21 protein-coding genes and 1 tRNA gene are annotated in these 25,651 nt (G+C 38.3%); 12 read left to right on the forward strand and 10 right to left on the reverse strand.

What is annotated here, in order from left to right:
* The first annotated feature begins 4 nt into the window (after positions 1-4).
* Complete coding sequence (gene rny / locus BGO88_RS14650; protein ID WP_286707361.1) at positions 5-1,570, forward strand: ribonuclease Y; 1,566 nt, start codon at positions 5-7, stop codon at positions 1,568-1,570.
* Positions 1,571-1,624: 54 nt separating this feature from the next.
* Here the strand turns inward: rny and BGO88_RS14655 are convergent, their stop codons facing one another.
* From BGO88_RS14655 to xerD, 3 genes are all read right to left on the reverse strand, one after another.
* The gene (locus BGO88_RS14655; protein ID WP_056068520.1) at positions 1,625-2,023 is read right to left on the reverse strand and encodes a response regulator; all 399 of its coding nucleotides are present in this window, start codon (positions 2,021-2,023) and stop codon (positions 1,625-1,627) included.
* Positions 2,010-3,533 carry a PAS domain-containing sensor histidine kinase gene (locus tag BGO88_RS14660; RefSeq protein WP_101472731.1) on the reverse strand — a complete coding sequence of 508 codons (1,524 nt, stop codon included), beginning with the start codon at positions 3,531-3,533 and terminating at the stop codon, positions 2,010-2,012. Before BGO88_RS14660 ends, BGO88_RS14655 begins: the two co-directional genes overlap by 14 nt.
* An 86-nt stretch (positions 3,534-3,619) precedes the next feature.
* A complete protein-coding gene (xerD, locus tag BGO88_RS14665; protein ID WP_286707362.1) occupies positions 3,620-4,519 on the reverse strand; it encodes a site-specific tyrosine recombinase XerD in 900 nt (299 codons plus the stop codon).
* 82 nt (positions 4,520-4,601) lie between these two features.
* Between xerD and BGO88_RS14670 the strand changes: the two genes are divergently transcribed.
* Positions 4,602-5,222 carry a porin family protein gene (locus tag BGO88_RS14670; protein ID WP_056068527.1) on the forward strand — a complete coding sequence of 207 codons (621 nt, stop codon included), beginning with the start codon at positions 4,602-4,604 and terminating at the stop codon, positions 5,220-5,222.
* Between the two features lie 76 nt (positions 5,223-5,298).
* Here the strand turns inward: BGO88_RS14670 and BGO88_RS14675 are convergent, their stop codons facing one another.
* From BGO88_RS14675 to BGO88_RS14695, 5 genes are all read right to left on the reverse strand, one after another.
* On the reverse strand, positions 5,299-10,167 hold the full coding sequence (locus BGO88_RS14675) for a RemA C-terminal-like gliding motility protein (RefSeq protein ID WP_286707363.1): 4,869 nt from the start codon (positions 10,165-10,167) through the stop codon (positions 5,299-5,301).
* Positions 10,168-10,497: 330 nt separating this feature from the next.
* Positions 10,498-11,811, reverse strand: a complete 1,314-nt coding sequence (locus tag BGO88_RS14680) for an ABC1 kinase family protein (RefSeq protein ID WP_286707364.1) — start codon at positions 11,809-11,811, stop codon at positions 10,498-10,500.
* A gap of 12 nt (positions 11,812-11,823) precedes the next feature.
* Positions 11,824-12,492, reverse strand: a complete 669-nt coding sequence (locus BGO88_RS14685; RefSeq protein WP_286707365.1) for a TetR family transcriptional regulator C-terminal domain-containing protein — start codon at positions 12,490-12,492, stop codon at positions 11,824-11,826.
* A gap of 357 nt (positions 12,493-12,849) precedes the next feature.
* Complete coding sequence (locus tag BGO88_RS14690) at positions 12,850-13,545, reverse strand: YiaD family glycine zipper/OmpA-like lipoprotein (protein WP_056068534.1); 696 nt, start codon at positions 13,543-13,545, stop codon at positions 12,850-12,852.
* Between the two features lie 19 nt (positions 13,546-13,564).
* Positions 13,565-14,041 (reverse strand): lipocalin family protein, encoded by a 477-nt coding sequence (locus BGO88_RS14695; RefSeq protein ID WP_056068536.1) that lies wholly within the window; start codon positions 14,039-14,041, stop codon positions 13,565-13,567.
* 185 nt (positions 14,042-14,226) lie between these two features.
* Between BGO88_RS14695 and htpG the strand changes: the two genes are divergently transcribed.
* Positions 14,227-16,113 (forward strand): molecular chaperone HtpG, encoded by a 1,887-nt coding sequence (gene htpG, locus BGO88_RS14700; protein ID WP_286707366.1) that lies wholly within the window; start codon positions 14,227-14,229, stop codon positions 16,111-16,113.
* Between the two features lie 226 nt (positions 16,114-16,339).
* Here htpG and BGO88_RS14705 read toward each other — a convergent pair whose 3' ends face one another.
* On the reverse strand, positions 16,340-16,945 hold the full coding sequence (locus tag BGO88_RS14705) for a murein L,D-transpeptidase catalytic domain-containing protein (protein ID WP_286707367.1): 606 nt from the start codon (positions 16,943-16,945) through the stop codon (positions 16,340-16,342).
* 139 nt (positions 16,946-17,084) lie between these two features.
* Between BGO88_RS14705 and BGO88_RS14710 the strand changes: the two genes are divergently transcribed.
* The 9 genes from BGO88_RS14710 to BGO88_RS14750 all read left to right on the forward strand — a co-directional run bounded on the left by BGO88_RS14710 (position 17,085) and on the right by BGO88_RS14750 (position 25,439).
* Entirely contained in the window at positions 17,085-17,984 is a 900-nt protein-coding gene (locus BGO88_RS14710; RefSeq protein WP_101472898.1) for an EamA family transporter, read from the forward strand.
* A gap of 164 nt (positions 17,985-18,148) precedes the next feature.
* Positions 18,149-19,498 (forward strand): sensor histidine kinase, encoded by a 1,350-nt coding sequence (locus tag BGO88_RS14715; protein WP_286707368.1) that lies wholly within the window; start codon positions 18,149-18,151, stop codon positions 19,496-19,498.
* A gap of 16 nt (positions 19,499-19,514) precedes the next feature.
* Positions 19,515-20,357 (forward strand): sterol desaturase family protein, encoded by an 843-nt coding sequence (locus tag BGO88_RS14720; protein ID WP_286707369.1) that lies wholly within the window; start codon positions 19,515-19,517, stop codon positions 20,355-20,357.
* 92 nt (positions 20,358-20,449) lie between these two features.
* Positions 20,450-20,728: a DUF2805 domain-containing protein gene (locus BGO88_RS14725; protein WP_056068546.1), complete on the forward strand. Its 279-nt coding sequence runs from the start codon at positions 20,450-20,452 to the stop codon at positions 20,726-20,728.
* Positions 20,729-20,859: 131 nt separating this feature from the next.
* Positions 20,860-21,141 carry a DUF2089 family protein gene (locus tag BGO88_RS14730; RefSeq protein WP_056068548.1) on the forward strand — a complete coding sequence of 94 codons (282 nt, stop codon included), beginning with the start codon at positions 20,860-20,862 and terminating at the stop codon, positions 21,139-21,141.
* The gene (locus BGO88_RS14735) at positions 21,138-21,731 is read left to right on the forward strand and encodes a hypothetical protein (RefSeq protein WP_286707370.1); all 594 of its coding nucleotides are present in this window, start codon (positions 21,138-21,140) and stop codon (positions 21,729-21,731) included. Before BGO88_RS14730 ends, BGO88_RS14735 begins: the two co-directional genes overlap by 4 nt.
* Before the next feature lie 4 nt (positions 21,732-21,735).
* Positions 21,736-22,674 carry an alpha/beta hydrolase family protein gene (locus BGO88_RS14740; RefSeq protein WP_286707371.1) on the forward strand — a complete coding sequence of 313 codons (939 nt, stop codon included), beginning with the start codon at positions 21,736-21,738 and terminating at the stop codon, positions 22,672-22,674.
* A 76-nt stretch (positions 22,675-22,750) separates the two neighbouring features.
* Positions 22,751-24,598 carry a M61 family metallopeptidase gene (locus tag BGO88_RS14745; protein ID WP_101472742.1) on the forward strand — a complete coding sequence of 616 codons (1,848 nt, stop codon included), beginning with the start codon at positions 22,751-22,753 and terminating at the stop codon, positions 24,596-24,598.
* Between the two features lie 127 nt (positions 24,599-24,725).
* Entirely contained in the window at positions 24,726-25,439 is a 714-nt protein-coding gene (locus BGO88_RS14750; RefSeq protein ID WP_056069073.1) for a DUF4369 domain-containing protein, read from the forward strand.
* 99 nt (positions 25,440-25,538) lie between these two features.
* Here BGO88_RS14750 and BGO88_RS14755 read toward each other — a convergent pair.
* A tRNA-Thr gene (locus BGO88_RS14755) sits at positions 25,539-25,612 on the reverse strand.
* Between the last annotated feature and the right edge of the window lie 39 nt (positions 25,613-25,651).

Here is a 25,651-nt window from a genome sequence, read left to right on the forward strand (position 1 = left end):
AAACATGGACAGTACATTAGTTATAATTATTTCAGGAATCGTAGGCATCGCGGTAGGTTTTGCAGTTGCAAAAATCATGGAGAGGAGCAACGTTTCCAACTTAATAAAAAATGCCAAAAAAGAAGCCGCATCTATTTTAAAAGATGCCAAAGCAGAAGCAGAAACCAACAAACAGCACAAAATACTGCAAGCAAAAGAAAAATTTATTGAACTTAAGGCAGAGCACGAACAGGTGATTCTGGCAAGAGACAAGAAAATAGCAGAAGCAGAAAAAAGAACAAGAGACAAGGAATCTCAGGTTTCTAACGAGTTGGCAAAAACTAAAAAAGCGACAGAAGACCTTGAGGCAAAAATCAACGATTATTCTAACAGAATCGAGACTCTTGAGAAGAGACAGGCCGAAATAGACCGTCTGCACAAAAGCCAGGTAGAGCAATTGGAAGTTATTTCCGGATTATCTGCCGAAGAAGCCAAAAACCAACTGGTTGAAAGCCTTAGAGCCGAAGCCAAAAGTGGCGCTATGTCTTATATTCAGGAAACCCTTGAAGAGGCTAAGCTTACAGCACAGCAGGAAGCTAAAAAAATCATTATTAATACTATCCAAAGAGTGGGTACAGAAGAAGCGGTGGAAAACTGCGTTTCTGTCTTCAACATTGAGTCTGATGACGTAAAAGGTAGAATTATTGGCCGTGAAGGTAGAAACATCAGGGCTTTGGAAGCTGCTACCGGAGTTGAAATTATTGTTGACGATACTCCAGAAGCCATCATCCTTTCCTGCTTTGACCCTGTTCGTAGAGAAATTGCCCGTTTGGCATTACATAAATTAGTAACCGACGGCCGTATTCACCCGGCAAGAATCGAAGAAGTTGTTGCTAAAACAGCCAAGCAGATTGACGATGAAATTATTGAAGTTGGTAAACGTACCGTAATTGACTTAGGAATCCACGGATTGCACCCTGAATTAATTAAAGTTGTAGGTAGAATGAAATACCGTTCTTCTTACGGTCAAAACCTGTTGCAACACTCCCGCGAGGTTTCCAAACTTTGTGGAATCATGGCAGCAGAATTGGGCTTGAACGTAAAACTGGCAAAAAGAGCCGGATTATTACACGATATAGGGAAAGTGCCGGATACGGAAAGCGACCTTCCACACGCTTTATTGGGTATGCAGTGGGCTGAAAAATATGGCGAGAAAGAAGAAGTATGCAATGCTATTGGAGCCCACCACGATGAAATCGAGATGAAATCGCTTCTATCCCCTATCGTTCAGGTTTGTGACGCTATTTCAGGAGCCAGACCTGGAGCAAGAAGACAGGTTCTTGATTCCTACATCCAGAGACTGAAAGACCTTGAAGATATTGCTTACGGTTTCCAGGGAGTAAAAAGTGCTTATGCCATTCAGGCTGGTAGAGAACTTCGTGTTATTGTAGAAAGCGAAAAAGTTTCTGACGATAATGCAGCCAACCTGTCTTTCGATATCTCGCAAAAGATTCAGACAGAAATGACCTATCCGGGACAAGTAAAAATTACGGTTATCAGAGAAACCAGAGCCGTAAATATTGCAAAATAAATAACAATCAGACATAAAAAAAGCTCCTCAAATGAGGAGCTTTTTTTATAGTATTTAGTTTAAGAATATTCTGCAGATGTCTTCCAGACAGACAGGCTTCAGGAAATAGTCTTTTATTTCATTAGGAAAATCTTTTGCCTTATCCAAGTCAAAAGGACTGTTGGAGGAGCTCACCATATAAATTACGGTTTCTTTATTCAGCGAACCTTTTATTTTACGAAACTCTTCCAGAAACTGCCATCCGTCCATAACCGGCATATTGATATCCAAAAGAATCAAATCCGGGAGTGTAGTGCCGTTTTTAGAATTTTCCTTCAGGCCTTCTATCGCATCGTGCCCGTTTTCGAAAAATCTTGAGTTGACTTCAATATTATTTCTCTTCAGTAAATTTTTTAATATAAAATGATAAACTTTATCATCATCAACTACAAAAACATCATTAAACTTTTTCATTAAAATATATTTTAAATGCGGTACCTTCTCCCACTTTACTCTTAACTTCTATTTTACCTCCCATAGCCTCGACCTGATTTTTTGTAATGAAAAGGCCAATTCCTCTGGAATCCGGGTGCTGGTGAAATGTTTTATACATTCCAAAAAGCGAATCTTTATATTTTTCCAAATCTATACCAAGCCCGTTGTCAGAAATAGTCAATACCTTTTTACCTTTTTCATAAGTAAGCTGATAGGTAATTTCCAATCTCCTGTCCGGATGGGAATATTTTATTGCATTGGTTGTAAAATTCAAAAGTATGCTTTCCAGATAAGCCGGATTATAATTGATTTGAACATCATCCGGAATCAGACTGATAATTTTTACGTCATGTTTGTTTATCTTCTCGCTCAAAACATTTAAAGTTCGTTGAAAAAACTCATGAAGATTTAAGTTTTCGCGAGCAATTTTTATTTCGGTGTGTATGTTGACCAATTCATTCAAATGTTCGATTGTTTGGGTCAAATCATTAGAAATAGTCCTTAAATGCTGCAAGGTTTCCTCCCTTTCACCGGAATCCTGAATATCATCTACCAAATCCAAAAGCATGGTAAAGTTTCCGGCATGCGAGCGCAGGTTGTGCGAAACGATATGGGCAAAATTCAAGAGCCTGCTGTTTTGTTCACTCACAATATCCAGTGTCTTTTTCAGCTCGTCTTCCCTCTCCTTCTGTGAAGAAATATCCGTATGCGTCCCTATAATTCTTAACGGCTTGCCTGATTTGTCGCGTTCAATCACTTTACCACGGTCAAGAATCCATTTATAGGTTCCTTTTCTGCCTTTAACCCTATGCAGGTTTTCGTATACATCTGTTATTCCTTTCAGGTGCATGTCGATATCGGTCAGATATTCTTTCTGGTCGTCAGGGTGTACTTTAGAAATGCAATTTTCAAAAGAATTAATTCCTTCGGCTTCATCCAAATCCAAAATCTTCATGGATTGTTCGGAATAGAAAACAGTATTGTTTACAAGATTCCAATCCCAGACACCTCCCATAGAAGCTTCCAGTGCAAATTCAAAGCGTTTTTCTGATAATACTAACCTCAACTCCTGTTCCTTATTTGCCGTTATATCGGTAATGCGGCCATAAAACACAACGCTTCCATCTTTCATGGCTTCCGGTTTGGCTGAACCTTTCAGCCAACGGACTCCTTTTTTTGGAAGCTGAACCCTGTATTCATGGTTCCATCTTGTTAATGTATCCCTTGATTTAAGTACTGATTTTAAAAATCCTTTCACATCCTCTTTAAGAATGCGTTCCGTGATGATCGGACCGGCATCGTGCTCCAGAAAGTCTTTGTCAAAACCATAAATTTCCATGGCGGAATGACTTACAAACGGCATGCTGTAAGTGTTGTCTTTCTCAATTTTAAACTGAAAAATCAAATCCGGGATTTCTCTCAGAAGTTTTTCATAAAATTGATTCGAAGTGTACGATTCATTTGAATTAACGTAATTCTCGAACGCCATTAAGGGTTAACATATTGGTTAGGTGCAACAAAAGTATACACCAAAATGTCAAATCTTCCTTAGAAAAACACAAAATCGTTTAACGGTTATTTTCTTGGATGAAATGCATTCATAACATCGGTAAGATGCCTTCTGTCGAGGTGGACATAGATTTCTGTTGTGGTAATTGATTCATGTCCGAGCATGAGTTGAATGGAACGCAGGTCGGCACCATTTTCAAGAAGATGTGTGGCAAAAGAATGCCTGAAGGTATGCGGACTGATTGTCTTTTTAAGATTTATTTTTACCGCCAGGTCTTTGATTATCGTAAAAACCATCGCACGGGTAAGCTGTTTACCTCTCCTGTTAAGAAACAGCGTGTCTTCATGTCCTTTTTGAATATCGAGATGTGACCGTACAGTCGTTTTGTATATGTCGATATATTTTTGTGTAAGATTTCCAATAGGCACGAAACGCTGCTTGTCGCCTTTTCCTTTTACTTTTATAAATCCTTCTTCAAAAAACAAATCGGAAATGCGCAGCGATATCAATTCTGAAACCCTAAGACCACAGCCATACAGGGTTTCCAGCATGGCGCGGTTTCTTTCGCCCTGGTCTGTATTGAGTTCAATGGCACCAATAATTTTATCTATTTCATCTGTAGACAAAGTATCGGGGAGTTTTCGTCCTATTTTGGGGATTTCCACAAGTTCCATCGGATTATCATTTCTGTAATCTTCAAAAATCATATAATTGAAAAAACTCCTTAATCCGGAAATTATCCTGGCTTGCGAACGGGGATTTATGGTTTTAGAAACTTCATAAATAAATTGCTGTATCGTTTCATCAGAAACCGAAACAGGGCTTTCATTCATCTGATTTTCAGATAAATACAAAACCATCTTTTCAATATCAAAAGTATAATTGTCAATCGTATTTTGTGACAATCCTCTTTCTATCTTCAGGAAAGACTGAAAATTTTTAATGTAAGTTGCCCAATTTGCCATCTGTCAAAGTTATGTTAATAGTACTATGCTGGCATAATAAATGTCGTAATTTAACATAAGAACTAACAAAAATAATTTAATTATGAAGCTATTAAAAATTATTTCGACTAATGTGTTATTACTTGCCGGGATGGCAACTTATGCGCAAACTACACAATCTTCAGGTTCATTTAATGAGGCAGGATTTGGAGTAAAAGCCGGTTTAAATTATTCTACAGTTACAAAAGGTGATTTTGACGAAGGCCCTGACGCAAGAACAAGTTTTTATGTGGGTGCCATAGCCGAAATTCCGCTTATTGATGATTCCTTCTCTATCCAGCCGGAGGTGATTTATTCGCGACAAGGTTTTGAAAGGGATTATTCCTTTTTAGGAAACAATTATACTGCTGAGTACCAATTGGACTATATTAATGTTCCTATATTGGCAAAGCTTTATATTGTGAAAGGATTTAGTATCGAAGCCGGTCCGCAGTTCGGATTTAAGATTAACGAAAAAATCGACCTGGACAATAATGATGGAAACGCCGGAGAAGAGCTAGACGAGGTCAATGATTTTGACATGAGTTTGGCAGCCGGACTTACCTTCCAGTTTGACGGAGGTTTATTCATCAACGGTAGATACAACCATAGTTTTAATGAGGTTATTAAGGATACCGACGCAAAAAATTCCGTATTCCAGGTTGGTTTAGGATTTAAATTCTAATCTGACTCAAATTACAAACAAAACAGCCTTTGGGAAAATTTCTCAAAGGCTGTTTCTATTGAATGCGGGTACAGTTCTAATAAAGTATTTTTCGGGAAATTCGTATTCCCTCTGTTGTAACAACCTGAACAATCAATACCTGGTCTGTTGGAGGCAGGCTCTTGATTACTTTTTCAGAAGCATTGATTTTTTGTGCGTCAAACAACAATCTCCCCTGAATGTCAAAAACTTTTACTCCTTCTATGGTTGCTATTCCGGAGGTAACAATAACATCCTTATCTTTTTTATAGATTACGATACTTTCAGGATTAAATTCCGGAATTCCCAAAGCCTCATTTCTGTAAACTATCTGGAATCGGTTTTCAAATGTTCCTATCCCTGTCGTAAAGCTGTAAGGCCCTGATTTGAGATTATGGATAGCGTTCTGAAGATTATCTTTCAAGTAAATATCCTGATTTACAAACAGTCCGTCCAGCATATCCAGGCTGATGGTAAAGGCTCCGGCAATAGTCGTTTTGATTCCCAAATTGACTACATCTGAATTATCAAAAGGAAGTGCACGACCTTGTATCGCCAATTTTTGCGAATCGTTTATAGAATAAATAGTAACATGGTTACCTCCAAAAAGACTACCGTCAAAACCTCTGTCCAAACCATTGGTAGCACCTTCTATATATCCAACCAGTGTCTGGTTAAAAGCACCCTGATTATTTCTAAGATTGAGCCAGAACCTGTTTTTTTCAATTCCTGAACTGGCAGCATTCCGTTTAACAGGATTCATATTTCTGTAAAATCGGTTGTTTTCATCCTGTATTCGCATATCGTTGGTAAATCTTGCGGGAAGATTCCCAAGACCTCTCACAAAAAATGCCTGTCCTGAAGCCAGATATTTTGTTGGTGTAGCACCATTAAAATTATCGCTGATTTCAGGATTTAAAGGATCAGGTGTTGCCGGCGATGTGGCGACTCCTCCGGACAAATTGTAAGTCGCATAGTCATTTGACGTATAATTATAGGTTTGGTCGCCCGGAACAGCATTACTTGGCGCTGAATTGTGCGTCCACAAATAGATTGTCCCATCTAATGCAGCAACATTGTTGGCATAAGAAAGAAATTCGTCCAAATCTACTGCAGACGGATACGGATTCCCTATCAGGTTCCATTTATAATCTGCCGGCAAAGTGCTGGTGTTTCCATAAACCGGAATGGTGATATCGCCATTATTTGGCACACCCTGAAAAATAGCCTCATATTGTACTGCCGATGTAGTAGAAAAACTCTGTGGCGCTCTCACAATATAACCTTTTGCATCTGTCATGGTCGTATTCCCGTTCATGTGCGTCACCCATGCCTGGCTGACCGGATTCCAGCTATAATATTTATCTGCCATTGTTGCTGGCGACAAATTATACAATGTTTGTCCGGCAACAGGAGAAGACCAATATGTAAAATCGAGCCTTTTTACCGGTTGCGTTCTGCGTTTTGACCTGATGATGCCAATATTGGTATTGGTTGTGCCGGCAGTTTGTAAAAGGCTGGCCGTATCTTCCAATGTGAATGTAGCCGCAGGATTTATTCTCACCTGATTTGCAACAGTAACCGTATTGTCTGCATTAATAACCACATTACCGCTGTTTACCTGAAGCAGGCATCCTGAAATATCGCCTGTAGAGCTATAATTTCCGTTAAAGATTATCTTTTCGGTTCCGGCTACCGGTGCTGTTCCCGAACTCCAGGATGTCCCGTTCCAAATGTTAGAACTTCCGGAAATAACTGCCGTATCGGTTGCCTGGCATCCTGAACCGTTTGTTACAGTGGCTATATAGGTCTGCGCTGCATCCGGATAGGCATACACCGTTGCACTATTTCCACCTGTGTAAGGAATCGTCAAAGCAGAATCAGTATACAGTCCGGCAATTGGAGTCCATGCTACAGGGGAAGGAACTGAAGTTCCTGTAATTCTGATATCGTCAACATTCCAGCCATAATTCCAGCCTGAATAATACCTGAAGCGGACTCTCAGGTTAGGCTGATTGATATAAGCCGAAAGGTCAATGGTTGCAGTGGCAAAATTTGTCGGGCTTCCCTGGTCGCTGGTATAGGTTTGTATGGCTGTCCAGATACCATCTAAATCACCATCCGTATTGACTTCAATAATAGCCTGGTCCGGAGCCTGATAATTATCATAGTCATAATAATGCCTGAAAGTAAGGGCCAATGAGGTATAATTATAAGTACTGATTGCCGCACTCATAGTTAGTGCATTATTTGAAAAACCATTTAAATCATAAGCAGAGTCAATTGCTCCGAAATTGCTTCCTGAACTTATCGTTTCGTAACTGATGTATTGACTTGGACTTTCCTCAATATACCAGTATCCGTTAGCAGAGGAACCATAATCCTGCAACATCATTAACGTGGATGTAGACACTTCAAAGTCTTCGTAGAAAAGCGTATCTGTAGTTCCGGAATTGCTTCCTGTAGCTACCAGTTCAATCACCCCATCGCACAAACTCGCGGCAGCCGGGGTTACAGATGATGAAGGAGCAGGATATACAAAAGCGTTGACAGGAAATCTCGGACTTTCACAAACGCCGTTGTAAGCCGTTACATAATAGGTTTTTGTGACACTCAATGATGGAGTTACAAACGAGCCTGTTGGTGTAACCGCAACCGGGCTTCCGCTGCTAATGTATTCATACCATCTGTATTCTGTAGTTCCGGCTCCACCTGTAGCTGTTAAGGTTACTGTTCCCGGTCCGCAGCTACTTCCGGAAGTAGCCGTAACCGTATGCGAACATAACGGAATTACGGTAATTAGATAGTCTTCTACTTCACCATTGTTGAATGAGGTATGGCATGGAGTAGCATTGGTATTTCGTATCAATTTTATCCTGATTCTAGTAGTTCCGATTGTTGCTCCGGCCGGTACTGTAACAGTCAACGTATAAGTACCGCTTCCCGATGCACTTACCGGACCTGTTACTGTCTCTCCTGCATCAGCAAAATCCCCATCCTGATTCCAATCTGCAAAAAGATATAGGTTGTCATTGGCATGTCCATTGGAAGTGGTTACTCTTATTGTTGATGTAGCAGTTCCCTGCATTACAGATGCTATAGAGCCCAGGTTTGTATAATCTCTATAGCCTGTCTGGGCACTCGTATTGCTAAATCCGCCTGAAACCACTCTTGAAATGTATTCGTTGTTATTGGTTGATGTGGAAGCGCAATAACACATTGTTGCATTCGTAGTAAAACTCCATGTTGTTGGCGTTCCTGTTGTAATACCACAACTATTTCTTGGCACTATTCTCCAATAATACGTTGTAGATGCTGCCAATGTTCCTGTACCATAACTGGCCGTAGTTACATTAGCCGTAATGGTTCCCGGCAAACTTCCTGCACCAAAATAAACATCATAAGAGGTTGCTCCGGATACCGCTGTCCATGTCAGCGTATTGACAGCTCCCGTTCCTGAATAGCAGACACTTGTTGCGGCATTGGCAGGAGAAGGCCCTGTTGCTGTGCCTGGTGTAGTATTTATTGTGGCTACTAAACTTGCGGAATTTGTACTCCAGCAGCCTGTTGTATTGTTTTGGGCACGAATATAATAAGTTCCACCTGTCGTTACATTATAAGTAACTCCGCTATTTGCAGTCGAAGTGCCTGTTGCTGTGGTCTGCCAATACCATGTTACTCCCGCAGGCGGAGCCCCTCTTGTAAAGGTCACACCCGGAGAAGCACATTGCGGGGAATTACTGCTCAGACCGGTTGGAGTGGCCGGCAAAGCGTTTACTGTAAATGAAGTACCTGACGTTGCCGTTCCTCCCGCAGTGGTCACAACCACGTTACCAGTAGTTCCGGTACCAACCGTCACAGTAATTGAAGTGGCCGTATTATTAGTAATTGTAGCTGCTGTACCACCAATAGTAACACCCGTTGCACCAGATAAATTGGTTCCTGTTATGGTTAACGAACTTCCAACGCAACCATTAGTTGCGCTTAAGCTTGTAATTGATGGCGCTACTGGAGTAGTGACACATATCGTAAAACCACCCTGACCCGAGCCATTATTATAATTGTATAACCGGACATAGTAAGTATTTCCAGATGTCAGACCGTTTGCAGTAATAGTTTCGGTACCCGTTCCTGTTGTAGAATCAGAACAGGCTAAGTTGGTTCCATTACAGGCTCCGGTTCTAAGTTCCAATACTATATCGTCTATGCCTGAAGTAGCCGCCGGAGTAGCAGTTATAATATGAGTCGTACCGGTAGCTACAAAACTGTACCAAACATCATCATCTGCATTTCCTGTAAATCCGCCACAGGATATGGCGGCAATACTCTGTGTTGCTCCTACAGTAGTACCTACAGTTGATGTAGAGCAGGTTGTCCCAGAATTAACGGTTAACGAATTAGCTACATTGCAGTTATTGTTTGTTAAAATTACCAAGGAGTTAATATTCATGGTATTAGTTCCACCATTTCCAATCCGAATAAAGTAAGAATCACCTGGTATCAATGCAGTTAAAGTTAATGTTTCTGTCTGTGTTCCGTTAACTGTGGTAACATTTGCACAACCAATTTGAGTAAGCGAGGCACACGTACCAGAATAACCATATAAAATTAGATTTCTATTGTTGGCAATTACCACTATTCGCGCTTCAGAACTTGTGGCCACAAATCTTACCCAACCATCACTTAAGAGAGTCTGCCCATTACAGGCACCGGCTGTAGGGTCATTTACGGTAGCGTCAGAAATACTAGAAATGGTTCTATATTCAGTATTTACCGAAAGAACTGTTGCTGTGGCACAACTTGCTCCCTGTCCAAAACTTTCATATGCTGTCAAAGAGACAAACAGCATTAAAATCAATTGAAGAATTTTTGCATGGGGAATGCTTCTAAATTCATCATTTGATAAATTTTTGTAATTATTTTTCATAGTCAAAGGGGTTTAACATCGAAATTTATGATAAAACCAAACTGTTTTAACATAAATACTGACTATGAATTTTTTTTTAAGAATAATGACGACTAACTACATTTCCGTATCGCTGAACTACAATATTTGACTCTTTGTGTTGATAAGTTTTTTTAATTATGGGAGAGAAAAAGAATAAAAAAAGTAAGTTTAATCTTTCTTTTTGTTATTAAAATCATCTAATCAACACATTAGGGTGATAAAAAGTTACATTTTTTCATAAAAAATAAGAGCGATTTTCACGTATGAAAACCGCTCTTACAACCTAACCAACCATTAAAAACAAAAATTTTAATCTTTCATGTATTTTTTATAATTTTCTGTACTGATTCTTGCTTTCAAATCATGCAACAGGCTGTACAATCCGAAGAAAGTCCTGTTGATGTACAAAAAGTGTTTTGACCCTCTATTACCATTCATTTTTCTAAGTTTTGAATCTTTACTGTATTCTTCGCTAAGTTGTGCCATCTCACTAAAAAAGTCTTCGTCAGAAAAATCAAAAGCATCCGTTTGATAGGGCTTTGTAAACAAGCGTAAAAGCCTGTTGAATAGTTCTGAAAAATAGGCTACTTCTTCTGCTGTATCATCTTTACGCAAAATCTCCAGCTCATATAATTTCTCAAGGAAAAGCTTTTGATTATCCATAATTTCAGGTCGGGCCAATTCAAAATACGGTATATAAAAATCTTCCGGAACCTGTTTTATGCAACCAAAATCAATCGCTATCAGGTTTCCTTCCTTATCAATTAAAAAATTGCCCGGGTGCGGGTCTGCATGAACCTGTCTTAACTGATGCATCTGGAACATATAAAAGTCCCATAAAGCCTGGCCAATGCTATCGCCTTTTGCTCTGTTTTCATTGTGGGCCACGAATTCTGACAAATGTTCGCCATCCATCCAATCCATTGTAATAATCTTTTTAGAGGACAATTCCGGATAGTATTTCGGGAATTTCAGATTGGCAATCCCGCTACACGCCTCTGCTATGGCAACACCTTGTTTTAATTCCAATTCATAATCGGTCTCTTCTAACAGCTTGTTTTCGACTTCCTTAAAATAGCGTTCAGAATCCTTACCCTGAAGGTTAAACATCTTGATAGCAAAAGGCTTGACTATAGCCAAATCAGAGCTAATACTGTCTGCCACGCCCGGATACTGGATTTTTACAGCCAAATTTTTTCCGTTTTTAGTTGCTTTATGGACTTGTCCAATGCTTGCTGCATTCACAGAATCGGCCGTAAAGGAATCGTATATTTCTTCGGGAAACATGCCCAGGTATTTTTTAAACGTCTTTCTGACCAAGGGTGCTGATAAGGGCGGAACTGAAAATTGTGCCAGTGAAAATTTTTCTACATAAGCCCGCGGCATAATATTTTTATCCATGCTTAGCATTTGGGCTACTTTTAAAGCACTGCCTTTTAAGTTTTTCAATCCGTCATAGATATCTTCGGCATTATTTTCATTCAGCTTTTCTTTTGTCAGGGACGGATTGACAATTTTTTCACCATAATAGGCTATATAATTACCTCCCACCTTAATTCCGGTCTTTACCAGCTGGCCTGCCCTTTCAATTTTATTTACGGGTATTTTATCTAATGTCTTCATCTCGTCCTCAACTTATACTCTTTCTTTCCAAATGAACTTGCCCAGGTCAAACAGGCTTTCCAACGGTGTGGTATCCAAAATATCAAAAGTGGCCTTTACGGCTTTCTCAATCATAATATCCGTTTTCTCAAATCCCTTTGACCTGTCGTCCAGCCAAAACTTCAATATGAATAAGAACTGAAGCCAGGCTCCTTCAGAAAACAAAGGTGTCGTGACTTTTTTAATCTTGCTGTCTTTTTCGGTTTCAGCAGATTTTAATATATCTACGATATAATCCTTAAAATGGTTTCGTAGCGATGTCAATTGTTTGAGATTACGAAGCCCTTCCTTATTATCCTTCAGGGCATAATAGACATACGTCCTGTTTAAGGTTAAGATTTCAAAGAATGTAAAATACAGCGACAATAGCTTGTTTCTGTTTTCATAACCTGCATAATTTGTATCCTTATGTAAGGTATTTATAGTATTTTCAAAAAATTTGACCCAGATTGTTTCTTTCAGTGCATCCAGTGAATTAAAGAAGGAATAAAAATCAGCTTCTTCAACGGTGTTTTCTTTGCAAAAAAGATAGACGTTTTTGGGAGCTTCATTTTTTTCGAGAACTGTGTTCATATACATTTCAATTAGCTGGTCGTCATCAATTAGCTGTTTTTTTGACTTTGAATTCTTTGCTGTTGCCATGATAAACCTCTTTTTTAGATTGTACAGTAAAGGTACATTTCAATTATTTCTGAAACATATAAACATCTGTTAAATATCTTTCAAAAAATTTGAACTAAAACTCTAAAAATCACTATTGAGAATTTTGTGCCAATTTGAAAAAGTGAATTTCGGTTGTTTTTTATTTAGCCGCAGATTAGAGTGATTACACAGATTACAGAAGTTTATGTATAGCGAAAGAGCATCCAAAAAACTGCGGCTTTGCGAGCAATTATTTTTACGCTAAGACGCTAAGAACATCACGATTTAAACTTTATTTACAGGCACAAAAAAAGGCCGTCTTTTTAGACGGCCTTAGCAACTATATTATTGTATAATTTAGTTTTTCACTTCTTTTTGGGCATCCTGTACCATTTTCTCATTTGCCGTAATTGCAAATTCAACACGACGGTTTTGAGACCTTCCTTCAGGAGTATCGTTTGTAGCGATTGGGTCAGCAATTCCTAAACCTGTTGTATTGAATCGGGAAGCATTGATACCTTTGCTAACCAAATAATTCTTTACAGAAGCTGCTCTTTCACCAGACAATTTCAGGTTATAGTCAGCCGGACCAGTACTGTCTGTATATCCGTATATCTGAATGTTAGTATCAGGATAAGAATTAAACACAGTAACCAGTTTATCCAGATTCGCTTTAGCCGTAGCTGTCAGAGTTGATTTGTTAGTATCAAAACGCACCGCATTTTCATTTAATGTCAATTTGATTCCTTCTCCTACTCTTTCTACTTCGGCTCCCGGAAGCGCATTATCAATTTCTCTGGCCTGTTTGTCCATCTTGTTCCCAATAACACCTCCAACGGTTCCACCAACAACACCTCCAAGAACAGCACCTAAAGCAGTATTACCGCCTTTACCTATATTGTTACCCAAAATACCACCAATTACAGCACCTGCAGCAGCACCAATACCGGCTCCTTTTTGAGTATTATTCATATTTTTTGCAGACTCACAGCCTGTAAAAAACGTACCTATAGCAAATAAACATGCTAATGAATATATTCCAATTCTTTTCATATCGATTATTGTTTTTGGATTAGTTTACTTTTGTGAATTGATATACAACATCTGTCAGTTTTCCTCCTACGTCAATTTTGTCAATCAACTGGAATGAGTTTTCTGACTGGTTAGCTACGCCTAATACATAACCATCTCTAACTCTTTTTGCTTTTTCACCCGCATCAAGAACTTTTAGGACAAATTGTCCGTCTTTGTTGACAAACCACGTAATTGGTGAGCTAAATGCAGGGCATCCCATTTTGGTCAATGCCATTTCTCCCTTGTTGTTGTTCGAAATGAATTTCCATGTACTTCCTACAAAACATTGCGAATCAGCAAGCTGAAACGAATTTACCTTAATGTATTCTGAACCGGGATAACTAACAGAACTGATAACCCAGTTTCCTTTAATTGCAACCTGTGAAGACCTATCTGTCTTAGTGTTAGTTATTGATGAAGTTTTACACGATGCAAATAGTAATGCAAAAACTCCAAATAAGATTAATTTTTTCATAGATTGGTATTTTTAAAGTTTATTTACACTACAAATATACAATGGATTGATTTTGAAATGTTAAAATTTCAATTTTATTATCTTAAAATTAACAATTCAGCCAATTTGTCACTTTAATAATATTTGGTATTCTATTTGAAAATGGAAATACCGAAAATAATTAACAATATTAATATCAATAGTTTATGACAACAGGAAAAATTAATGTTTCGGTAGAAAACATTTTCCCGCTTATCAAAAAGTTCTTATACAGCGACCATGAAATTTTCTTACGTGAGCTGGTTTCCAATGCAACAGACGCTACTTTAAAGCTAAAGCATCTTGCTAATATTGGCGAGGCAAAGGTGGAATATGGAAATCCAATTATCGAAGTAAAGGTTGACAAGGATGGTAAAAAAATCCATATTATTGACCAGGGCTTGGGTATGACGGCAGAAGAAGTAGAAAAGTACATCAATCAGGTGGCTTTCTCCGGAGCGGAAGAATTTCTTGAAAAATATAAAGATTCTGCCAAAGATTCAGGAATTATAGGACATTTTGGTCTTGGTTTCTATTCTGCATTTATGGTAGCAGAAAAAGTGGAAATCATTACTAAATCCTATAAAGACGAACCGGCTGCTCATTGGACGTGTGACGGAAGTCCTGAATTTACATTGGAACCATCCGACAAAACTTCACGCGGAACCGAAATCATACTGCATATTGCAGAAGATTCTCTGGAATTTCTTGAAGAAGGAAGGATTTCAGGATTGTTGCAGAAGTATAACAAGTTTATGCCTGTTCCAATCAAATTCGGAACAAGAACAGAAACGCTTCCAAAACCGGAAAATGCCCCGGATGATTATGTAGCCGAAACTATTGAAGTGGATAACATCATCAATAATCCGAATCCGGCATGGACCAAACAGCCGTCTGACCTTACGGATGAAGATTATAAGAATTTCTACAGGGAATTGTATCCGATGCAGTTTGAAGAACCGCTTTTCAATATTCATTTGAATGTTGACTATCCTTTTAACCTGACCGGAATTCTGTATTTTCCAAAAATGACAGGCGACCTTCAGATACAAAAAGACAAAATCCAGCTGTATCAGAATCAGGTTTTCGTAACCGACAATGTGGAAGGAATTGTACCTGAATTCCTGACCATGCTGAAAGGAGTTATCGATTCTCCGGACATTCCGTTAAACGTTTCACGTTCGTACCTCCAAGCTGACGGTGCCGTGAAAAAGATTTCCAATTACATTACCCGAAAAGTAGCCGACAAGCTGAAATCGCTTTTCACAGAAAATCGCGAAGATTTTGAGCAAAAATGGAATGATATTAAAATTGTATTGGAATACGGAATGCTGTCTGAGCCTAAGTTTTACGAGAAAGCAGGCGCATTTGCGTTATATCCAACCGTTGACGGCAAATATTATACGCTGGAGGAGTTAAAAGAGAAAACAAAAGAAACGCAAACCGACAAAAATGGCAATCTTGTCATTTTATATGCTTCTAACCAAGACGCACAACACAGTTATATAGCCGAAGCTCAGGCTAAAGGCTATGAAGTATTGCTTTTGGATTCGCCAATCATTTCACACCTTATCCAAAAATTGGAGGCTGATAATGAAAAGCTGACATTTGCGCGTGTTGATGCCGACCATATTAATAACCTAATCAAGAAAGAAGAAGAAACGATTTCCAAACTTTCTGATGAGGAAAAAGAAAAGCTTAAAACCGAACTGGAGGGCGTTATTTCGGATAAGAAATATTCTATCCAATTGGAAGCGTTAGACAGCCAGTCGGCACCATTTGTGATTACACAACCCGAATTTCTTCGCCGCATGAAAGAAATGAGCCAGACCGGAGGCGGCGGTATGTTTGGAATGGGCAACATGCCGGAAATGTACAATCTGGTGGTTAACACCAACCATGAATTGGCTTCCAACATATTGAATTCTAAAGACAAGTCACATCAGGAAGCCTTGGTTAAACAAGCACTTGATTTGGCAAAACTGTCTCAAAACCTATTAAAAGGTGAAGAACTGACTGCTTTTGTAAAGAGAAGCTTTGAGTTGATTAAGTAAGATTTGGGATTTGAGATTGTAGATTTGAGATTGCAGATTCAAGATTCAAGATTGTGGATTTAAGATTTGAGATTTGAGACTGCAGATTTCTGTTTCTCTGAATTTTCTATCATCTATTGTCTCTTCTCTATCATCTGCCACCTGCTATCTGCTATCTACCACCTGCTATCTAACTTTAAAAAAACCTGCGAGATTTTCGCAGGTTTTTTTATTAATCTCCTATCACTCAATCAATAATCCATAACAATACCGGCTTGTTTGTTTTTTGAAGCTTTTTATCAAGAACTTTCATAAAATCATCTGATACTGCCGGACAGCCCCAACTCAGGGGTGTATATTTCGGAAAGATTTCCGTATTGGAAATGGCACTCCAGGAATGCAGCACAATTATTCTGTCTACTGCATTGCTGTTTGTTTCTTCCAATCCATGCAACCAATATTTTATCTTGATGCCCCAGGTACTGGAATCTCTCTTCCCTATCTTGTATTTTCCTTTTGACGAGCAGTGGCTATTGTCTTTATTGCTGAATTTCACCTTCTCCCATTTGGTATCGTTTACCTGACCTGCGTCGCAACTTCCATGTGTCACAAGTTTTTCATCACTAATTTTACCGGTTTTGAAATCATAAATGTAAAATCTGTTTTTACCGGAATGAACACTCAGGTCGACCAGAAAATAATAGTCTTCGTTAAATTTCTCTTTTTTACAAAATGCCTTTGCTTCTTTGTGGAATGTCGCATAGTCGCGTTTTTTACTGTTCTTAATAGCAGCAGGTCCTTCACCACAACTAATTAAGTATAAGGACACAAACAGGAGGGTTCTTTGAATCATACTATTCTAATGGATTTTAATACAGCTATTGGCTATTACTTATTAACTATAATCCTGTTAAAATAGTATTATTTAATGACAAAAAAGCATTTGCAAAAAAACTATGCCTTATCTTTGCCCGCTTTTTAAAAATGAAAAAATGTTAGGAAATAGAGTACTAAAAGGAGTTCTTCTTGTAGGCTTAGGCGCTACAAGTTATGGAATGCTGGCCACTTTTGTAAAGATGGCTTATGGCGAAGGCTATACAACAGCCGAAGTCACTTCATCGCAGTTTTTGTTCGGAATTATAGGGATACTTCTCATCAATGCTTTTCAAAAATCAAGAAAAGACAACGTGGTGATTAAAGCCTCCAAAAAGAACATCACACATTTGATGATTGCCGGTACCTCTACCGGGTTGACCAGTATCTTTTATTATCTTGCCGTTCGTTACATTCCTGTTTCTATAGGAATCGTATTGCTCATGCAGACCGTCTGGATGGGTGTTCTTTTAGAAATGTTTCTTGAAAAAAAGCTTCCTTCTGCTACAAAGATTGTTGCGGTTGTTATTGTATTGATTGGTACAGCTTTGGCCACAAACCTTATCAATACTGAAGCAGACTTAGACTGGCGCGGAATTGCCTGGGGATTAATGGCTGCGGCTTCTTTTACAACTACTATGTTTACGGCTAACAGAATTGCTGTTGGAATTTCATCGGCACAAAGAAGCCTTTATATGCTTTTAGGAGGCGGAATCATTGTACTTACGTTTGCACTGATTACCCAAAACACACCTTTTGACACGAGCATTTTCTTAAAATGGGGAATCGTACTTTCTCTATTTGGAACTATCATACCTCCAATGCTTTTAAATGCAGGATTTCCGCTTACAGGCATTGGATTAGGAAGTATTGTTTCTTCACTCGAACTTCCTGTTTCCGTGCTTATGGCCTTCTTTCTACTTAATGAAGAAGTCGTATTTCTGCAATGGGTGGGTATTGTACTTATTATCCTCGCCATTGTCATTATGAATGTCAAATTCAGGAAACAAAAATCTTAATTATAATTTTATTATTTTCATAAACTGCCCGGAATCCGGGCAGTTTTTTTTATTATTTGTCTGTTCTATCCTGCTTATAAACATTGCTTTATTTTTAAAATAATTGCATTACTTTGCATTGTCCTGCAAAGGCACCCCAAAACAAATAATACCGCAAAATACTAATGGGAAAAATATCTCTAAAAACCACTATTGACATAACCTTCATAGTTATTGTCGCTTCTTTTGCAATTCTTGCCTACTCCATTCACAGCCGCTCACAATCTGTAAAGCAAAACAGGATGATTGTTAACCATACGAGCAACATCAACAGCGTACTTGAAAAAGTGCTCTCCAGCACTATTGATATCGAAACAGGAGCACGCGGCTATACGATTACCGGAGATGAAAACTATCTGGAAGTATACAACCACGGCCATAAAAATCTTGAAATCTGGATTGACTCACTTCGTTCTATGAACGAAACCGATGAATACCAGAATAAAAAACTTGATACGTTAGAAAAGCTAATCGAATCAAAGCAAAAAGTGAGCGCTATGGTAATCAAGACACGAAGGGAGTATGGCATGGAAGAAGCCGCCGCTTTGATTAAAAAAGGCCGCGGTAAAGAAGTTATGGACTCTATAAGAAGGTCAATCCGTGATTATCAAAAACAGGCTGTACTCATCTTATCAGACAATCTTGCCCAGACAGAAGAAAATGTACAGGCACGAAATAACCGTTTCTTCTTGTTTATTTTTGTCACCTTTGGAATACTGATTTTTGCATATATAAAAATCAGACAAAACACCAAACGCCTGCTATTGGATAAAATCATTCAGGAAAATCTGATGGATGAGCTTACCATACAAAACCAACAGCTTAATGATTTCGCCAACATTACTTCACACAATCTTCGTTCGCCGGCTTCAAACATTACAGCCTTGATTGCCACTATTGAAAAGGATAGCCCAATTGAAGAGTATAAGACGATTTTTGAAATGCTTAGAAAAGTTGCCCAGAACCTGAACGACTCGCTAAACCAGTTGATGGAAGTACTACATATCAAAAAGAATAAAGTTGAAAAAGAATTATTGTCTTTCCAACAGATTTATTCCAAGACAATTGAATCACTGCAAGGTGAAATACTAAAATCCGGCGCAATTATTAAGGCCGATTTTAAAGAAGTAGCGGAAATAGCCTATTCCAGAATTTATCTGGAAAGCATTTTCCATAACCTTATCAGCAATGCTTTAAAATACAGGGCGCTGGAAAGAACACCGGAAATTACAATTCGTTCTGAAAGGAAAAATAATATTGTTTATCTTTATGTTATCGATAACGGACTTGGAATCGACCTGAACAAAAACGGTCACAAGATTTTTGGCATGAACCAGATTTTCCATAATCACCCGGAAGCCAAGGGCATCGGGCTTTTTATGACGAAAACACAAATCGAAAGCATGAAAGGAAAAATCACTGTAGCCAGCGAAGTCAATATCGGGACCACATTTACGGTCATGTTTGGAACATAAACTAAAATTGCAGGATATGAATGATATTGTCGATTATTTCTCAACCATTCCTTCACTCCATAGAGGACTTATATTGGTTGGTGGCATTGCAATCTTTTGGATGATTGAAAATGCATTTCCATTATTCCGGTTTAATTATAAAAAATGGAATCATGCGGGAATCAATATCTTTTTCACCCTGACTACCATAATCGTAAATTTCATTTTGGCTTTTATCCTGCTTCTGGCTTCGGAATGGGCATTGAAAAATAATTTCGGAGTCCTGGAATGGCTGCCGGAACTTCCCTTATGGCTTTACACGTTAATAGGATTATTGCTTCTTGACCTGATAGGGGCTTATCTGGCACATCTTGTGCAGCATAAAACCCGTTGGCTCTGGCATTTTCACCTCATTCATCATACGGATACCTGGGTAGACACAACTACCGCAAACAGGCACCATCCGGGAGAAAGTGTTGTCCGTTTTGTATTTACGGCAGCAGCAGTATTAATAACAGGCGCTCCAATGTGGCTTGCTTTTTTATACCAATCACTGTCGGTTGTGTTTTCCCAATTCAATCATGCCAATATTTCGCTTCCGGAAAAACTTGACAAATACATCAGCTACATTATCGTTTCTCCTAATATGCATAAAGTACACCATCATTATGTCTTGCCTTATACTGACTCTAATTATGGCAATATCTTCTCTATATGGGACAGGCTTTTTGGTACGTTTTTGACACTCCCGAAAGAAAAAATTGTTTATGGTGTCGACACACACATGGAAGCTTCTGAAAACAACCGATTGTCTAATTTAGTAGCTATCCCTTTTCAAAAACACCGGTCACCCCAGGTTCTTCCCGAAGAAAAAATTTAAGACCGCTTGAAAAAGTAATTATTTTTTTTATTAATATTGAGTAACAATTAAAAAACGTACAATTACTATTTATCTGAATTAATTTTCATGTAATGAAAAAAGGCAAAAACATTGAGCTGACTCGAGAGGAAAATGAAAAGCTTGTTACCTTGGCTTTGGAAGAAAGAAATCCTTTTGAGATTATTAAAAAAGAGTTAGGATTAGCCGAAAAGGATGTAATCGAAATAATGAAGAAAAGACTTACCGCAGATAAATTTGAGCTGTGGAAGAAAAAAGCAATGGCCAGCAAGCCAAAACCAAAACCGCCAAAGATTGATGATTTTGATGAAGATTTGGACGGAAAATACTACATCAAGAATAAATTTGATTAACATAAATACTTAAAAATATTCCTTCGTGGAATATTTTTTTTGCCTTTTCTTACAATAAAATAAAAACTAAAATTAATTTTATTTAAGTTTGCATAAACTTTATTAATATTTAATTAAATTAATTTTAGTTTATGACACCAAAACTCCCAATTCATTGCCCCAGTTGCAGTGACTCACTTTCCGTATCACAGTTGAAGTGCGGAAACTGCCAGACTACCGTTTCCGGTAACTATTCACTACCCTTTTATCTTCAGCTTTCTGAAGAGGAGCAGAATTTTATTCTTCAATTTTTTCTTAGCAGCGGCAGCCTTAAAGAAATGGCCGTTCAGATGGGCAATAGCTACCCAACTGTCAGGAACAAACTGGACGATATTATCGAAAAAATAAAAAAACTCAAATCCGGAAACCAATGAAGAAACTCCTACTCAACCCTTTTGAAAAAAATCCTGAAACCAGTCTTTTTATTTTTGGGCTGGCAGTCACAGCAATCGGAAGTTATCTGGCCTATCTTTTTAACGGAAGATATGACGGCGTTATAGATTTACATTTTACAAAAAGTGTGACACTTGCTCAGCCATTTATTGACAACCTGATTAATATTGTTTGCTTGTTTGCGACACTTTTTTTTGTGGGAAAGCTCATCAATTCCAAAACCAGGATAATCGATATTGTAAATCCAATTCTTATCTGCCGGATTCCTTTTTACCTGCTGACTTTTTCCAACTTCAGAAATTATATTTCAGATATCTCGGTCAGCCTGCTTGAAAATTTCAATCCAAAAGCAATGCCCAGCGAAATGAACCTGTCTCCCATCAGTATGATAGTGCTTGGTTTTTTCGCCATAATAAGCATACTCTGCCTAATATGGTTTGTAATTCTTCTCTATAACGGATTCAAAATAGCAACCAACAGTAAGACGGGCATGCACAAACTATATTTCGCACTTGCCATTTTAGTGGCAGAAATCATTTCGGGAATTCTTATTTCATTTCTAAACTATTAACATCATGATAAAAAAAATAATCTTCCTAAGCTTTGTCTTATTTTCAACAATGGTCACTTTTTCTCAGGAAAGCAAATTTTCTACAGAAGAAATAAGTGTAAATGCTCTTATCCCAGGAACTCTTTATACTCCAAATACCTCTAAAAAAACAGACCTCATCATCCTGATTGCAGGCTCGGGACCTACAGACAGAAATGGTAACCAGCCGGGAGTTTCCAACAACAGTTTAAAATTTTTGGCAGAAGGACTGGCCAAAAATAATTACGCTGTTTACAATTATGACAAAAGGCCTGTTGTTGAAATGCGCTCCGGAGAAATAGACGAATCCAAATTAAGCTTTGACATTTTAATACAGGATGTAAAAGATATCGTTAGCTATTTCAAGGCAAAAAAACAATTCAACAAAATTGTTATCGCCGGACACAGTGAAGGTTCTTTAATTGGCATGAATGCGGCCCTACCGGATGCAAACGCCTTTATTTCTTTGGCAGGAGCCGGCAGACCTATTGATGAAATTTTGATAGAACAGATTAGCAGCAGAGCGCCCATGCTGAAAGAAGAAACTGCCAAAGGCCTTGAATCTCTCAAAAAAGGACAAACCTTTGAGCTAAAAAACCCAATGCTGGCAAGTCTTTTCAGAGCAAGTGTCCAACCTTATATAATTTCATGGCTGAAACACAATCCGCAGGAAGAAATCAAAAAACTGCAAATACCGATTCTTATTGTCAACGGTACAAAAGACATACAAATTTCAACACAGGATGCGGAATTGCTACACAAAGCCAATCCCAAATCAGAATTAGTTCTTATCCAAAACATGAATCACATTTTCAAAGAAATTAAAGGAGACGATGCCGAAAACATGGCTACCTATACCAATCCGAACCTGCCGGTAATGCCGGAACTTATCGAAAAAATTACTACCTTTCTCAAAAAAATATAATTCTTTCTTAAAAAAAACGGGGAGTCTGTAACAAAAAATCAGTTCGGCGAACCTATTGGGATAAAACAAAAAAATAATGAGAAAAATAATTTATTCACTGGCATTTGCGGCATTGTTATGGAGCTGCAAACCTTCCGAAAATGTAGTATCAGTAACTGCAAAAAATGAAGTACAGGTAGAAATCGACCTTAACGGTATCAAAGACGATAAAGTAATGGTTACGGTTTTACCGCCAGCGATTAAATCCGAAAAGATAACGTACCATATCCCTAAAATAATACCGGGAACTTATTCTGAAGACGATTACGGTAAATTTTTAGAAAACGTAAAAGCCTATGACGCCAAAGGCAATTCATTGGTAGTTGCTAAAATAGATGACAATTCATGGACTATCAGTGATGCAAAAAAACTTGCAAAACTTACCTATTGGGTAAATGACACTTATGATGTTGAAGGAACACACGATATTTTTTCTCCGGCAGGCAGCAATATTGAAGCGGGAAAAAACATCATGCTGAATACCCATGCTTTTGTGGGCTATTTCAAAGAATTTCTTGACACGCCATATCAGGTAAATATCGCACATCCTGCGACACTTTGGGGAGCAACATCTATGACAGATACGGATGCTTCAGATACGAAAGACACTTTCACCGTCTCTAAATATTCCGAATTGGTTGAAAACCCGATTATGTATTCCAAACCGGATTATACTACTTTTACCGTAAACGGGATGGAAATACTGATTGCTGTTTATTCTCCAAACGGCATCGTTACCGCTGAAAGCATTACCCCGGAGATGAAAACCATGATGACTGCCCAAAAGAATTTCTTAGGCAAATTCAACTCGACAAAAAAATACAGTGTCCTTATCTATCTGTCTGACACATCCCGAAATGATGCCAAAGGTTTTGGAGCTTTGGAACACCCAACAGCAACAACGGTAGTAATGCCGGAAGCTATGCCAAAAGAACAGTTGGCTGAACAGTTTAAGGACGTTGTTTCGCATGAGTTCTTCCATATTGTAACACCGCTCACCATCCATTCTAAGGAAATCCAATTCTTTGATTACAACAAACCAAAGATGTCTGAACATTTGTGGATGTATGAAGGCGTAACGGAATATTTTGCAAATCTTTTCCAGGTCAACCAGGATTTAATTACGGAAGACGAATTCTACGAAAGAATGGCTACCAAAATAGCTAACGCTTCAACTATGGATGACACGATGCCATTCACAAAAATGAGTTCAATGGTCTTGCAAAAACCATACAAAGACCAATACCAAAACGTTTATGAAAAAGGTGCCCTGATAGCCATGTGTCTTGACATACAAATTCGCGAAGACAGTAACGGACAAAGAGGCATTCTTGACCTGATGCAGAAGCTCTCAAATGAATATGGCACTAAAAAAGCTTTCGACGATTCCGAACTTTTTGACAAAATTGAATCCCTGACTTCTCCAACAGTAAGAAAGTTTCTTGACACTTATGTTGCCGGGCCAACTCCAATTCCTTATGATGTTTATTTTGCCAAAATGGGTGTCACAAAAGGAAAGACTACGGTTGCAGGAAATGCTTTTCTAAAAGGAATGGAACCTAATTTTTCAATCAATCCGGCTACAAAAGAAATTTTTATACTGCCAGGCAGCGGAAATATTGATTTCTACAAGAGCCTTGGCATAAAAGATGGCGATATACTTCTTGAAATCAACGGCACAAAATACAACCTTGACAATGTGTATGACATGATTATGGGTAGCCTGACATGGAAAGAAAATGACCCTATCACGGCAAAAGTAAAACGCAACGGAAAGGAAATCCAATTAAAAGGAGTAATAAAACTTCCGAGCGAAGAAATCGAAGGATATCAGGCTACTGATGCAAGCAAGGCCAAACTAAGAGAAGCCTGGTTGAAAGGATAATCAGTATTCCATAAAACTAATCCCCAATTTAAAATCTAAATTGGGGATTTTTTTATTATTTTGCCGCGAATTAAAATCAGGGGGCGTCAAATAATTGAAACCGCCCGCAAAAACACCAGCAACAATTATGAGAAAAATAGTGTTTGCTTTTGCAGCATTAGCAATGATTTCCTGTAAGGAAGAAAAGAAAGAAGGAAATCTCCATATCAAAGGAAATGTAGAAGGTCTGAAACAAGGTACGCTCTACATTCAAAAAATTGTAGATACGGCATTAGTTGCTGTTGATACGATTGTTATCAAAGGAAATTCGAACTTTGAAAGCCATCTGACTATCGATTCTCCGGAAATGCTTTACCTGTTTTTGGACAGAGGCGAAACCAACAGTATCGATAACAATCTGATGTTTTTTGCCGAACCCGGAAATATGACAATCGACACGAGGCTGGATTCTTTTTTTGCTGCCGCAAAAATAACAGGTTCTGAAAATCAAAAACTGTTTGAAGAGTATCGAAAAATTATGTCAAGATACAAAAACACGCAATTGAGCCTTACAGAAGAGAAGTTAAGAGCCCTGCAATTCAACAGAGATGTATCTTCTGATTTTGACAAGAAAAACAGCGATAACCTGAAAAGAAAATATCTGATGGCTATCAACTTTGCCTTGAACAATAAAGACCATGATATAGCTCCTTATATTGCCTTAGCCGACATTTATAATGCCAATATTAAATATCTGGACACTATTGACAAATCCATGTCACCAAAAGTAGCTCAATCCAAATACGGAAAAATGCTTACGAAGTTTGTAGCCGACAGAAAACAGGCAGAACAGAAGCAGTAATAAAAAAAAACGTCTTGAAAATTCAAGGCGTTTTTTTTATGATAATTCCAAATCTTTATAAAACAAAAAAACCATCCTTTCGGATGGTTTTTCTTATTGAGCCGATAGAGGGACTCGAACCCACGACCTGCTGATTACAAATCAGCTGCTCTAGCCAGCTGAGCTACACCGGCATCTCAATACGGGTGCAAATATAGTTCTGAATTTTAATT

The sequence above is a fragment of the Flavobacterium sp. 38-13 genome, from assembly GCF_001899155.1.
GTDB lineage: Bacteria > Bacteroidota > Bacteroidia > Flavobacteriales > Flavobacteriaceae > Flavobacterium > Flavobacterium lindanitolerans.